Genomic DNA, 12742 nt, shown 5'->3' with positions numbered 1-12742 from the left:
TTTTGAGTGGCTAACCCCCCGAACCCTTGCCACTCGGAGGGGCGAACCTCCTTGTCGAAGCATGTGACTCGACCGGGTGACTACCCCTCGGACGACTTGCCACTCGATCGTGTGCCGGCCGAGGCCCCGGCTTTGACGCCGCCCGTGGAACCGCCGCCCGCACCCTTGCCGCCCGGTGCCTCGAAGGACTCCAACGCCTCCAGGACGTCCTGGACACGGGAGATCTCCGTGTTGATGTCCTCGCGCCGACGCACCAGGACATCCAGCTCGCGACGGCCCTCGTCGACCGTCTTCTTCGCCTCCTGCTCGGCGTCGGCGCGCAGCTTCTCGGCCTCGCGGACCATGCTGGCCTTCTTCTGCTCGGCCTCCTTCAGCAGCGACTCGGCCCGTTTCACCGCGGCGATCCGGACCTTGCTCGCCTCCGAATTCGCGTCCGCCAGCAACTCCTTGGCCTTCGCCGCAGCCTCTTCGCGCTGCTCCGTCGCCGCCTTCATCAGCTTGTCGACGCGCTCGCCCGCCGTCTTCATCTGCTCGGAGGTCTCGCGCCGAGCCCGGTCGTGCAGCTCCTCGATCTCGCTCTCCAGACGGGCCCGGAGCTCCTCGGCCCGCTCCCGTATGGCGGTGGCGTCCCGACGGGCGCCGACCAGGAGCTCGTCCGCGTCCGTACGGGCCCGCTCCACCAGGGAGTTGCCCTCGACGGTCGCGTCCGCGGTGATCCGCACGGCCTCCTTGCGGGCCGCGCCGACCATCGTGTCGGCCTGCTTCTCGGCCTCGGTGGCGGCGCGCAGCGCCTCCTCCTGGGCCTTGTTGACGAGCTGGTCGGCCTGCTCGGCGGCATCGGCACGGCGCTTGGCCGCCGCCTCGCGCGCCTCGTCGAGGAGCCGGTCCGCCTCCTCGCGGGCCTCCCCGCGCATCTGCTCGGCCGCCGCCTCCGCGTCGGCGCGCACCCGCTCCGACTCCTCGCGGGTACGGGCCGCGTGTTCCTGGGCCGAGCCGACGGTGGCTGCCGCCTCCGCACGCAGTCGCTCCGCCTCGTTGGTGGCGTCGCCGACGAGCTCGGTCGCCTGCTGCGTCGCCTCGGTGAGGATCCGCTCGGCCTCGCCCGTCGACTCGCCCACCAGCCGGTCGACCTGGGCCGCGGCGTCCGAACGCATCCGGTTGGCGTCCTCGCGGGCCTCCGCGCGGCTGCGCGCGGCGTCCTGCTCGGCCGCCGCCAGCGCGTCCGACGCCTCGGTACGCATCCGCTGGCTGTACTCCGCGGTGTCCGTGCGCAGGCGCTCCGACTCGGTGATCGCGTCGCTGACGGTCCGCTCGGCCATCGACTTCGCGGCCTCGGACTCCTCCTGGGCCTCCCGGCGGATACGCGCCGAGTCCTCGCCGGCCCGCTCCCGCTCGGCGTACGCGTCGGCGCGGACCCGGTCCGCCTCCTCCTGCGCCTCGGACTTCGTCCGCTCCGCGACGTGCTCGGCGGTGGAACGCAGCCCGGCGATCTCCGCCTCGGCCTGCTCCTGGAGCCCGGAGACCGAATCCCGTACCTGCTGGGCGGTCTGCTCGGCGGCGGAGACCATCTCGGTCGCCCGGGCGTCCGCCTCGCCGACCAGCCGCTGGGCCTCGGCCTGCGCCTCCTCGACCCGCTTGCGGGCGGAGGCGAGGAGCTCCTCGCTCTGCTCGCGGGCCCGCTCGCGCTCCTGGGTGGCCTCCGTGCGCGCGGCGTCGAGGGTCTCCTCGGCCTCGCGACGGCGCCGGTTCGCCTCCTCCTGGGCGGCGGCCAGTGCCTCGGCGGCCTCGGTGCCGACCCGCTCGGCCGCGGCCGCGGCCTCGGACCGCACCCGGTCGGCGCTCTCCTGTGCCTCGGTCCTGAGCCGCTCCGCCTCGGCGGCCGCCTCGCTGCGCAGCCGTACGGCGACGGCCTCGCCTTCCGCGCGGGACCGCGACGCGTCCGCCGCCGCCTCGTCGCGCAGCCGCTCGGCCTCGGTCTCGGACTGCTCCTGCAGGGTGCGCAGCCGCTCGGCGGCCTCGGCACGCAGCCGCTCGGACTCCTCGTTCGTCTCGCGCCGGATCCGCTCCGCCTCGGCGCGCGCGTCCGTGAGCGCCTGTTCGGCGGTGGTGACCCGGGTCTCGGCCTCGGTGTGCAGCCGGATCAGCTCGTCGGCCGCCTCGGCGTGCCGGGCCGCGACCGCGCGCTCGGTCTCCTCACGGAGCTCCGCCGCCGCCTGCTCGGCCGCGGTCGTGGTGGACTCCGCCTGCTCCTCGGACTCGGTACGCAGCCGCTCGGCCTCTGCGCGGGCCCGCTCCAAGGCCTCCTCGGCCTGCTTGCGCAGCACCGTGGCGCGCTCGATCGCCTCGGCACGGACCCGTTCGCTCTCGGTGCCCGCGGCGTTCCGCAGCTCCTCCGCGTCCGCCTTCGCCTTGGACAGCAGTTCCTCGGCGGTCTTCGCGCCCTCCTCGATCTGCTGGACGGCCTCGCGGCGGGCCTCGCCGCGGATCCGCTCGCCCTCGGCGACCGCCTCGGAGCGCAGTTGCTCGGCCTCGCCGCGCAGCCTGCGCGCCTCCTCCTGCAGCTCGACCGTCTTGGCCCGGTACTCCTTGGTGTCGTCCTTGGCCGCGCCCTTGAGCTGGTCGGCCTGCTCCGCCGCCTCGCCGCGCAGCCGGTCCGCCTCGGCCTCCGCCTCGTGGCGGATCCGCTCGGCCTCCTCGCTCGCCGCCCGGGTGGTGGACTTCGCGTCCTCGGACGCCTTGGTCAGCACCTCCTCGGCGGTCCTGGCCGCCTTGGCGAGCTGGGCCGCGGTGTCCTCGGCGGCCGCTGTGCGGGCCTTCTCGCTCGCCTCGGACGTGAGCCGCTCAGCCTCGGCGCGGGCGTCGGCGAGCGCCTGCTCGGCCTCCGCCTTCAGCGCCTCGGCGTCCTTCGTGGCCTCGCCGACCAGCCGGGCGATCTCCGACTTTGCCGTGCGGGTGCGCTGCTCGTTCTGCGACTCGGCGCCGGCCAGCCGCTTGACCGCGGCCTCCTTCGCCTCCGTGAGGACCTTCTCGGCCTCCAGGCGGGCCTCGCGCAGCTGCGTCTCGGCCTCCTGCATGCGCTGCTCGGCGGCCCGGTTCAGCTCGGCGGTCTGCTGCCGGGTCTGCTCGGTCTCCGCGTTCGTCGACGTACGCAGCTGCTCGGCGTGGCTGGTGGCCTCCTGCGCCTGGTTGGACGCGGCGTTGAGCAGCCGCTCGGCGTCCTTGCGGGCGCGCAGCAGGATCGTCTCGGCCTCGGCGCGGGCGGACTCCGCCTCGGAGCCGAGCCGCTGCCGGGTCTCGTCCGCGAGCCGGACGGCCTCGGCGCGGGCGGCGGCCATGGACTGCTCGGCCTCGGCCCGCGACTCGTCGAGCAGCCGGCGGGCCTGGGACTCGGTCCGTGCCCGCAGCTGCTCGGCCCAGGCGACGTTCTCGTTGACGTGCGACTCGACGGTCTGGCGGCGCTCCGCGAGCTCCTGGTCGAGCTGCTGACGCCGCTGCACGGCCTCGTTGTGCAGCTCGGCCTGCAGCCGCGCCTGGTGTTCGGCGTGCTCCTGCAGGATCCGCTGCGTCTGCGCCCGGGCGTCACGGAGCTCGCGCTCGGCGTCGGTCCGCAGCTGCTCAGCCTGGATCTGGGCATTACGGAGCAGCTGTTCGGCCTGGTAGCCGATGTCCGCGCTGTCGTACGCGGGACGGGTCGCGAGATTGCGCCGAGCCTCATGCAGCTTGGCGCGCAAGACCTCGACCTGGTAACCGAGGTCCTCGGCGTGCTGGACGGCCTTCTCCCGGTCGGTCTTCAGCCGATCCATCTCGGCTTCGAACCGCGAGAGGTGGTCGTCGTCAGCTCGGTGGCTCTCCTGGCGTTCGTAGCCCCGCACTGCGCGGTCCCATCCGTCCCCTGGTCGCAACTCTCCAAACGAGTACCGTTCGCCGGCGAACGGTCCCCCGGGGAATGGTGACAGATCAACGGCTGGGGACGCGGCGCGGCCCCGACCCGGCCCCGGCCCGGAATCGCCCACTCTACCGGGCCAGGTATCCGGAGGTCAGTGCTCCGCTGCGGACGTGACCAGTTCGGTGAGGACGCCGTGGCAGTCCTTGGGGTGCAGAAAGGTGATCCGGGACCCCATCGACCCGGTCCTGGGCTCGTCGTACAGCACCCGGACGCCCTTGGAACGGATGTCCGCGGCGTCCGCGTCGACGTCCGCGGTGCCGAAGGCGATGTGGTGGACCCCCTCGCCGTTCTTGGCCAGCCATTTACCGACGGCCGAGTCCTCGCGAGTGGGTTCGAGCAACTGGAGGTACGAGGCACCGCCGTCCGAGGTCTCATTGATCTTGAGCATGGCCTCCCGCACGCCCTGCTCCTCGTTGACCTCGGAGTGGAACACTTCGAAGCCATAGGTCGAGCGGTAGAACTCGACAGTCCTGTCGAGGTCGAAACAGGCGATCCCGATGTGGTCGATTCGCGTCAGCATGGACAACAGTGGAGCGCCCAACCGATGGTTACGCAACGTGCGCGCGATCACACCCGCTGCCGGATGACGGGCGGGGTACCGCTCAGTACATTCGAGTAAACCCTCGTTCACATCTAATCCAAGGGGCCGTGCCTCATGTCTGGAACGACCGGTACCACCTCAGTGATCGTCGCGGGCGCCCGTACGCCCATGGGGCGTCTTCTCGGCTCCCTGAAGAGCTTCTCCGCAGCCGACCTCGGAGGCTTCGCCATCAAGGCGGCGCTGGACCGGGCCGGCATCGGCGGCGACCAGGTCGAGTACGTGATCATGGGCCAGGTGCTCCAGGCCGGGGCCGGGCAGATCCCGGCACGCCAGGCCGCGGTCAAGGCCGGCATCCCGATGAACGTTCCGGCACTCACCGTCAACAAGGTGTGTCTGTCCGGGCTCGACGCCATCGCGCTGGCCGACCAGCTGATCCGCGCCGGCGAGTTCGACGTCGTGGTCGCCGGTGGCCAGGAGTCCATGACCAACGCCCCGCACCTGCTCCCGAAGTCCCGCGAGGGCTACAAGTACGGCGCGATCGAGATGCTCGACTCGATGGCGTACGACGGTCTGACCGACGCGTACGAGAACATCCCGATGGGTGAATCCACCGAGAAGCACAACACCCGTCTCGGTCTGAACCGCCTGGACCAGGACGCGATCGGCGCCCTCTCCCACCAGCGCGCCGCCGCCGCCCAGAAGAACGGTCTCTTCGAGGCCGAGATCACCCCGGTCGAGATCCCGCAGCGCAAGGGCGACCCGGTCCTCTTCTCCAAGGACGAGGGCATCCGCGCCGAGACGACCGTCGAGTCCCTCGGCAAGCTGCGCCCGGCCTTCACCAAGGACGGCACGATCACCGCCGGTACCTCCTCGCAGATCTCCGACGGCGCCGCGGCGGTCGTCGTGATGAGCAAGGCCAAGGCCGAGGAGCTGGGCCTGGACTGGATCGCCGAGATCGGCGCACACGGCAATGTGGCGGGCCCGGACAACTCGCTGCAGTCGCAGCCGTCCAACGCGATCAAGCACGCGCTGAAGAAGGACGGCCTCGCCGTCGAGGACCTCGACCTCATCGAGATCAACGAGGCGTTCGCGGCCGTCGCCGTCCAGTCGATGAAGGACCTCGGCGTCTCCCCGGAAAAGGTGAACGTCAACGGCGGAGCGATCGCGCTGGGTCACCCGATCGGGATGTCCGGCGCGCGTGTGGTGCTGCACCTGGCGCTGGAGCTGAAGAGGCGTGGCGGCGGCACGGGTGCGGCAGCGCTGTGCGGCGGTGGCGGCCAGGGCGATGCGCTGATCATTCGCGTGCCGGGCAAGTAGTAGTCGTACGTACGCAGCTGCAGAGCGAACCGAACGGAGCGGTAATGGTGGACGTCCCCACCCTGGTCGAGCAGGCCCGTGAGGGCCGGCCGCGGGCCGTGGCCCGGCTCATCTCGCTGGTGGAGGGGGCGTCGCCGCAGCTGCGCGAGGTGATGGCGGCCCTCGCGCCGCTGGCCGGGAACGCGTACGTCGTCGGCCTGACCGGTTCGCCCGGTGTCGGCAAGTCGACCTCCACGTCCGCGCTCGTCTCGGCGTACCGGCGGGCCGGCAAGCGCGTCGGTGTGCTGGCTGTCGACCCGTCGTCGCCGTTCTCCGGGGGTGCGCTCCTCGGCGACCGCGTCCGGATGTCGGAGCACGCCTCCGACCCCGGCGTCTACATCCGTTCCATGGCCACCCGCGGACATCTCGGCGGCCTCGCCTGGTCGGCGCCGCAGGCGATCCGGGTGCTGGACGCGGCCGGCTGCGACGTGATCCTGGTGGAGACGGTCGGCGTCGGCCAGTCGGAGGTGGAGATCGCCTCCCAGGCCGACACCTCCGTGGTCCTGCTCGCCCCGGGCATGGGCGACGGCATCCAGGCGGCGAAGGCCGGAATCCTGGAGATCGGCGATGTGTACGTCGTCAACAAGGCCGACCGTGACGGTGCGGACGCCACCGCGCGTGAGCTCAACCACATGCTGGGCCTCGGGGAGTCCCGGGGGCCCGGCGACTGGCGGCCGCCGATCGTGAAGACGGTCGCCGCCCGGGGCGAGGGCATCGACGAGGTCGTCGAGGCGCTGGAGAAGCACCGGGCGTGGATGGAGGAGCACGGCGTCCTCGCCGAGCGGCGGGCGGCGCGCGCGGCCCGCGAGGTCGAGACGATCGCGGTCACCAGACTCCGCGAACGCATCGACGACCTCCACGGCGACCGCCGCCTGGACTCCCTGGCCGAACGCATCGTGGCGGGCCGCCTGGACCCGTACACCGCGGCGGACGAACTGGTGGCGGGAATCACCGGGGCCTGACACCCGGGGCGGCGGGCGGCGTGCGGGCCGCCTTCCGCCCGGGGCGGTGTGCGCCGAGGACGCGTCGATGGCGGGCGGCGTCCGCAGACAGCTCGCCGGAGTCGTACGACCTGTAGGCCGAGGGAGACGCCAACAGCAGGAGTGTGAGGCTCCGCTCCGGCCGGCCCATGGGGGAGGGCCGAGCCGGAGCTGGTCGCGCGGGACGACGTGGTGTTCTTCCGACTTCGCCGACGGGACGGCGCTGTCGGGCTGCGGGGCCTGATCAGTCGTCGTCGCGGTCGTCGTGCCGGTCGTCCCCGCGGTGGTCGTCCCCGTGCCGGTCGTGCCCGCGGCGGTCGTCGTCCGAGTGGTCGGGGGTGACCGCGGCGGTCCTGGCGTCCACGTCGAGCTCGTGGTGCCTGCCGTCCTTGCCGTTGATCTCGATCTCCCAGTGCGGGGCTCCTCCGCTCCGGTCGGCGTCGTCGAGCTCGATCGAGGTGACCGTGCCCGGCGCCGAGCGCAGAGCGGCGTCGATCGCGGCGGAGCGCGTGACAGGGGTCGGCCGTGTCGTGTGCCGGCCGCGGTCGTCGGCGGTGTCGTCGTCGGAAGTGTGCCTGCCGAGCACCTTGTTGTCGTCGTCGGAGGTGTGCTTGCCGAGTACCTTCGCGCTGTCGTGGCTGTCCCGGCCGCTGTCGTCGGCGAAGGCGGCGGCCGTGGCGGTCCCGCCGCCGATGAGTACGGCCGCGGTGACGGCGGCGATGGCGATCCTGTGCTTCATGAGGGTTCCTCCCGATGTGGGTTGCCCGTGTGCAACGTGAACCACCGTGGCGCACCGATGCTGAACGCAGCCTGAAGCGACCTGAAGCCGTCTTCAGGTTCCGTTTGCCACTCTGTGCGTATGCGTCTGTTGATAGTGGAGGACGAGAAGCGGCTGGCGAGGTCCCTGGCCGGGGGACTCACCGCCGAGGGCTTCGCCGTGGACGTCGTGCACGACGGCCTCGAAGGGCTGCACCGGGCGGGTGAGGGGGCGTACGACCTCGTCGTGCTCGACATCATGCTGCCGGGGATGAACGGCTACCGGGTCTGCGCCGCCCTGCGCGCCGCCGGCCACGAGGTGCCGATCCTGATGCTGACGGCGAAGGACGGGGAGTACGACGAGGCGGAGGGGCTGGACACCGGCGCCGACGACTATCTGACCAAGCCGTTCTCGTACGTGGTGCTGGTCGCCCGGATCCGGGCACTGTTGCGGCGCCGGGGCGGCGGTTCCGCCTCGCCCGTGCTCACCGTCGGCGCACTGCGGATGGACACCGCCGCCCGCCGCGTCCACCTGGGCGGTGACGAAGTCACGCTCACGGCCAAGGAGTTCGCCGTGCTGGAGCAGCTGGCCCTGCGGGCGGGGCAGGTGGTCAGCAAGGCGGACATCCTGGAACACGTCTGGGACTTCGCGTACGACGGGGACCCGAACATCGTCGAGGTGTACGTGAGCGCGCTGCGGCGCAAGCTCTCCGCCGCGGCCATCCGCACGGTGCGCGGCGCCGGCTACCGGCTGGAGGCGCTGTGAGATCCGTGCGGGCCAGGGCAGCGCTCGGGGCCACGGTGGTGGTCGCGGTCGCTCTGATCGGCGCCGGGCTCGCCGTGCTCCTCGTCCTGCGCGCCAATCTCACCGACCAGGCGGGCCTCCAGGCGGAGGTGGCGGCCCGTGAGGTCGCCGGACAGCTGGCCCTCGATGTGCCGGTCCACCAGCTGGACCTGCCCGACGCGGAGGAGCACCCGGTCCAGGTGATCGACGAGGACGGGCGGCTGGTGGCCGTGTCCGACGACCTGGTGGCGATCACCGGCACGGGCACGGACCGGGTCAAGCCCCAGGTGTCCGCCCTGCCGACGAGTGCCGGCACCGACGACGACGGCGGAGGCGACCGGCACGGGGGCGAGGACCGGGGCGACGACGACGCGAACGTCGGCATTCCCGCCCGTGGCGAAGTCTCCACCGACGACCCGGACTTCACCAACGGCGCCGCCACCGTCGACGGCGACAGGGCCGACTACCGCTTCGCCTCGGTCTCCGCGACCACCGGCGCCGGTGTGACCCTGACCGTCCACGCGGGCGCCCCGCTCGCCACCGAACAGAGAGCGGTGGGCAGCGTGCGCCGCGCGATGCTGATCGGCCTGCCCGTCATGCTGCTGATCGTCGCCGCGGTGACCTGGCTGATGACACGGCGCGCGCTGCGGCCCGTCGAGGGCATCCGGGCGGAGATGTCCGCGATCACGGCGTCCGAGGATCTGTCCCGGCGGGTGCCCGAGCCCGGTTCGCGCGACGAGATCGCCCGGCTGGCCCGTACCACCAACGAGACCCTGACCGCGCTGGAGGCCTCGGTCGACCGTCAGCGGCGCTTCGTCGCGGACGCCTCGCACGAGCTGCGCAGCCCGATCGCGTCCCTGCGCACACAGTTGGAGGTGGGCGCGGCCCATCCGGAGCTGCTGGACGTGCCCGGCGCGGTCACGGACACCGTCCGGCTCCAGGCGCTGGCAGCCGATCTGTTGCTGCTGGCCCGGCTGGACGCGGGGGAGCGGCCGGGGAGCACCCGGCTGGACATCGGCGCGCTCGTCCACGAGGAGGTCTCGCAGCGCACCGGCGACCGGATCCCGGTGGCGGTGTCCGTACCGCCGTCGCAGCCCCTCGAAGTCACCGGCTCGCGTAGTCAGTTGGCGCGAATCATCGGCAATCTGCTGGACAACGCGGAGCGTCACGCGGAGAGTTCGGTCGCCGTCTCGGTGCGCACGGAACGTGGCGGCGTGGTGGTCGCGGTCGGCGACGACGGGCCGGGCGTCCCCGAGCCCGAGCGTGAGCGGATCTTCGAACGCTTCGTGCGCCTGGACGACGCCCGCAGCCGCGACGAGGGCGGCGCGGGCCTGGGCCTCGCCATAGCGAGAGACGTGGCCCGCCGGCATCAGGGCACCCTGACGGTCACCCGATCTCCGGAAGGTGGTGCCCGTTTCGAACTACGCCTGCCGGCAAGGCCGGATCCGGGCAATTGAGGGCAACGCCGGTCCTGCCGGCGAGCGCATCCCCGCCCGGCCGATCCCCGCCCGCCCGGACGCATTCCGGCCCGCCCGGCGATCGGCGGATCAGGCCTGTCCGGCGACCGAGGGCGGAGTCGCCGCGCCCGTGCCACGGCGCACCCCCACCCGCGTGCCCCCGCCGCGCTACGGCTTGCCCCGCCGCCCCCGCAGATGATCCGCAACCGGCGTCAGCGCCGCATGCAGGTCCGCCAGTGCTTCGGGCGTCAGCAGGTCCATGAAGTGTTTGCGCACTGAAGCGACGTGGTGCGGTGCGACCTTGTGCATCGTCTCCGCACCTGTCTCCGTGAGCACCGCGAACAGCCCACGCCGGTCGGACTCGCAGTTCTCCCGGCGGACCAGCCCGGCCGACTCCATCCGCGTGATCTGGTGCGAGAGCCGGCTCTTGGACTGCAGAGTGGCTGCGGCGAGGTCGCTCATCCGCATGCGCTGGCCGTCCGACTCCGAGAGGTTGACCAGGATTTCGTAGTCGTTCATGGTCAGGTCGAACGGCTGGAGATCCTTCTCCAGCTGATGCATCAGCAGTCTGCTGACGTCCAGGTGGGTGCGCCAGGCGCACTGCTCCGCGTCGCTCAGCCAGCGGGTGGCCGTCTCGGTCTCCATGTATGGATTCTACCTAAGAAGTTGAAATCTGGACGAAGTAGACTGGGTGTGATGTCCGGCACCCGCCCGGGGACCGGCGCAGGAGCCCGGTCCGGGCTGGGCGCAGACGTTCGACGTCACACTCCGCAGACTACCGTTCACAAACCGAAGCGGCGTTGGAGGTCCCCCAGCTGCCCGGGCAGACGGGGGGTGGAGCCGGGTTGACCTGCACCCGGTGAGTGCTGTCCGCCGCCCGGCACCCCGGCCTGCTGCGGAGTCAGCCCCGTCGCCTGTTCGGGCATCAGGACCTCCGTCGACTGGAGCAGTACCGTACCGGCGCCGACGAACTCGAACTGGTGCTCCTCGCCCGACGTCCCGCCGATTCCGGTAAGCGATCTGAGCCCGCCCATCACACCCGTCATGTAGCCGTGGTCGTAGTGGTGGCACGGCGAGGGGCAGTCGGCCCAGCCCACCAGTGCCTGCGGATCGACCCGCAGTGGCGGCTCCATGAAGACCACCGGACCGTTGGACGCGGCCACGAACTTCCCCGTACCGATCAGCGTGAGGAAGCCGGGCACGATCGACTGCTTGAGCGCCAGCGTCGGCTGGTACGCGAGGAGGTTGCCGGAACGGATCGTCAGGTTCCCGTCCTCCAGGTCGTACGAGTTCACGTCGAACGCCCGGTCGGCGAGCAGCATCTTGCCGCTGCCCTCGGCCACCACCCAGTCGCTCGCGTGCAGCGGCGAGTGGAAGCTCGTACGGATCAGCCGCTCGAAGCGGCCGTGGCCGATGCCGTTGAACTCGATCCGCCCGTAGTAGGCGATCATCTTGCCCTTCTGCAGGAACCACTGGCTCCCCTTGAGCTCCACGCAGAAGGTGTACGCGTTGACGTTGTCGTCCGACGGCAGTGTCATCGGATCGAAGATCACGGGCGTGCTCACAGCTTCTCCTCCGACGCCTGGACGTACACCGCGCCACTTCCGCTGAGCTCCAGCTGGAACGCCTCGCCGGAGCCGCGCCCCACCATGTCGCGCCAGCCGAGCGCGGTGGAGAGCTTGTTGCGTACGTCACCGTGGTGCGCGACATACGCCTGCGGGTCCACATGCACCTCGCGGCCCGGGGTGATCGGCAGCTCGATAACCCCGCCGTGCGCCATCACCGCGACCGCGCCATGGCCCTTCAGCGTCGTGGTGAACAGACCCTGCCCGGTCACCTGACCGCGCACCATGCCCATGACCCCGCCCTGCGCCCCCATGAACATCGTGCCCTGCTGCAACGTCCCGTCGAAGGCGAGCAGCCGGTCGGCCTCCACGTAGAGGGTGTCGCCGGCCAGGTTGATCACCTGGATGTGGTGGCCGCCGTGGCCGAACATCACCGTGCCGCTGCCCTCGACCGTCATCAGCGGGGTCGCCTCGTTGGCCACCCGCCGGCCGATCATCGACATCAGGCCGCCCTGGCCGCCCTGGATGTTCGGGGTGAACGACACCTCGCCGCGGTACGCGAGCATCGCGCCGCGCTGGCTGAACATCTTCTGGCCGGGGACCACCGTCGCCTCGACCATCTTCGAGTTGATCTCGCGGAACGGCATCAGACATCGCCCCCGATGGTGTTCCGCTCGCTCGGCTGCACGTAGACGAGGCCCTCGCCCTCGAACCGGATCTGGAACGACTCGCCCGAGCCCTCGCCCATCAGCGTCCGGAAGTTCACCCCGGACTGGAAGTGCTGCTGGAGGTTGCCCTGGTGGGCGATGTACGCGCCGGGATCGACGAACAGCGGGTACTGAGCCGTCACCCGCAGCACCACGGCCGAGCCGTCCGACATGATCGCCGCCTGCCCGGTGCCCTCGACCGTGGTGGTGAACAGGCCGTTGCCGGTCGCCCCGCCGCGCAGCCCGGTGAAGGTGGTGCCGGTGCGCAGCCCGGCGTCGGTGCAGAGCAGATTGCTCGCCTCCACATAGAGCTTCTCGCCGCGCAGCGACACCAGATTGATCTCGCTCGCGCGGTCGGCGAAGTAGCAGGTGCCCTGTCCTGTCACTTCCATCACGGTCATCTGCTCGCCGGTCAGCCGGCGGGTCACCATGCCGCGGATCCCCTCACCGCCGCCGGACATCTTCTTGAACGCCATCCGGCCGTCGTACGCGACCATCGAGCCGTTCTTCGCCCTGACGGCGTCGCCGGTGAGATCGACGGCGAGCGTCTTGCTGCCTTGGAGTCGGAACATTGCCACGGGGTGACGTTAGCGGCCCGGACCAGGGCCCGGACAGGGTCCATGGACCTATCCGGCCCCTGAATCGACCCT

The 12742-nt window shown here is 71.5% G+C and carries 11 protein-coding genes; 4 read left to right on the top strand and 7 right to left on the bottom strand.

Translation table 11 applies throughout. From position 1 onward, the window contains the following. Positions 1-80: 80 nt before the first annotated feature. Entirely contained in the window at positions 81-3872 is a 3792-nt protein-coding gene (scy, locus tag OG963_RS16640) for a polarized growth protein Scy (protein ID WP_093772508.1), read from the bottom strand. A 165-nt stretch (positions 3873-4037) separates the two neighbouring features. After that, a complete protein-coding gene (gene mce / locus OG963_RS16635) occupies positions 4038-4466 on the bottom strand; it encodes a methylmalonyl-CoA epimerase (protein WP_030916038.1) in 429 nt (142 codons plus the stop codon). Between the two features lie 135 nt (positions 4467-4601). Between mce and OG963_RS16630 the strand changes: the two genes are divergently transcribed. Together OG963_RS16630 and meaB are read left to right on the top strand one after the other, a co-directional pair. Then, positions 4602-5804 carry an acetyl-CoA C-acetyltransferase gene (locus tag OG963_RS16630; protein ID WP_030916039.1) on the top strand — a complete coding sequence of 401 codons (1203 nt, stop codon included), beginning with the start codon at positions 4602-4604 and terminating at the stop codon, positions 5802-5804. A 44-nt stretch (positions 5805-5848) separates the two neighbouring features. Continuing rightward, positions 5849-6805 carry a methylmalonyl Co-A mutase-associated GTPase MeaB gene (gene meaB, locus OG963_RS16625; protein ID WP_030916040.1) on the top strand — a complete coding sequence of 319 codons (957 nt, stop codon included), beginning with the start codon at positions 5849-5851 and terminating at the stop codon, positions 6803-6805. 262 nt (positions 6806-7067) lie between these two features. Here the strand turns inward: meaB and OG963_RS16620 are convergent, their stop codons facing one another. Then, the gene (locus tag OG963_RS16620; protein ID WP_093772506.1) at positions 7068-7562 is read right to left on the bottom strand and encodes a PepSY domain-containing protein; all 495 of its coding nucleotides are present in this window, start codon (positions 7560-7562) and stop codon (positions 7068-7070) included. Positions 7563-7682: 120 nt separating this feature from the next. On the opposite strand from OG963_RS16620, the gene OG963_RS16615 reads away from it, so the two are divergent. After that, positions 7683-8345, top strand: coding sequence for a response regulator transcription factor (locus OG963_RS16615; protein ID WP_030916043.1), 663 nt, complete (start codon positions 7683-7685; stop codon positions 8343-8345). Continuing rightward, on the top strand, positions 8342-9820 hold the full coding sequence (locus tag OG963_RS16610) for a HAMP domain-containing sensor histidine kinase (RefSeq protein ID WP_093929368.1): 1479 nt from the start codon (positions 8342-8344) through the stop codon (positions 9818-9820). The genes OG963_RS16615 and OG963_RS16610 overlap by 4 nt, the downstream gene beginning before the upstream one ends. A 168-nt stretch (positions 9821-9988) precedes the next feature. On the opposite strand, the gene OG963_RS16605 is transcribed toward OG963_RS16610, so the two are convergent. The 4 genes from OG963_RS16605 to OG963_RS16590 all read right to left on the bottom strand — a co-directional run bounded on the left by OG963_RS16605 (position 9989) and on the right by OG963_RS16590 (position 12664). Continuing rightward, positions 9989-10465: a MarR family winged helix-turn-helix transcriptional regulator gene (locus OG963_RS16605; RefSeq protein WP_030971487.1), complete on the bottom strand. Its 477-nt coding sequence runs from the start codon at positions 10463-10465 to the stop codon at positions 9989-9991. 137 nt (positions 10466-10602) lie between these two features. Further along, positions 10603-11385 (bottom strand): AIM24 family protein, encoded by a 783-nt coding sequence (locus OG963_RS16600; protein ID WP_030916047.1) that lies wholly within the window; start codon positions 11383-11385, stop codon positions 10603-10605. Continuing rightward, the gene (locus tag OG963_RS16595; RefSeq protein WP_030916049.1) at positions 11382-12032 is read right to left on the bottom strand and encodes an AIM24 family protein; all 651 of its coding nucleotides are present in this window, start codon (positions 12030-12032) and stop codon (positions 11382-11384) included. Before OG963_RS16595 ends, OG963_RS16600 begins: the two co-directional genes overlap by 4 nt. Continuing rightward, entirely contained in the window at positions 12032-12664 is a 633-nt protein-coding gene (locus OG963_RS16590; protein WP_093772502.1) for an AIM24 family protein, read from the bottom strand. The genes OG963_RS16595 and OG963_RS16590 overlap by 1 nt, the downstream gene beginning before the upstream one ends. Between the last annotated feature and the right edge of the window lie 78 nt (positions 12665-12742).

The sequence above is a fragment of the Streptomyces sp. NBC_01707 genome (genome assembly GCF_041438805.1).
In the GTDB taxonomy this organism is placed as follows: Bacteria; Actinomycetota; Actinomycetes; order Streptomycetales; family Streptomycetaceae; genus Streptomyces.
This window is presented reverse-complemented; position numbering and strand designations above follow the sequence as displayed.

Coding starts and splice junctions, on each gene's coding strand:
- mce (WP_030916038.1), bottom strand. CDS start 4,466: ATGCTGACGCGAATCGACCACATCGGGATCGCCTGTTTCGACCTCGAC.
- OG963_RS16630 (WP_030916039.1), top strand. CDS start 4,602: ATGTCTGGAACGACCGGTACCACCTCAGTGATCGTCGCGGGCGCCCGT.
- meaB (WP_030916040.1), top strand. CDS start 5,849: ATGGTGGACGTCCCCACCCTGGTCGAGCAGGCCCGTGAGGGCCGGCCG.
- OG963_RS16620 (WP_093772506.1), bottom strand. CDS start 7,562: ATGAAGCACAGGATCGCCATCGCCGCCGTCACCGCGGCCGTACTCATC.
- OG963_RS16615 (WP_030916043.1), top strand. CDS start 7,683: ATGCGTCTGTTGATAGTGGAGGACGAGAAGCGGCTGGCGAGGTCCCTG.
- OG963_RS16605 (WP_030971487.1), bottom strand. CDS start 10,465: ATGGAGACCGAGACGGCCACCCGCTGGCTGAGCGACGCGGAGCAGTGC.
- OG963_RS16595 (WP_030916049.1), bottom strand. CDS start 12,032: ATGCCGTTCCGCGAGATCAACTCGAAGATGGTCGAGGCGACGGTGGTC.
- OG963_RS16590 (WP_093772502.1), bottom strand. CDS start 12,664: ATGTTCCGACTCCAAGGCAGCAAGACGCTCGCCGTCGATCTCACCGGC.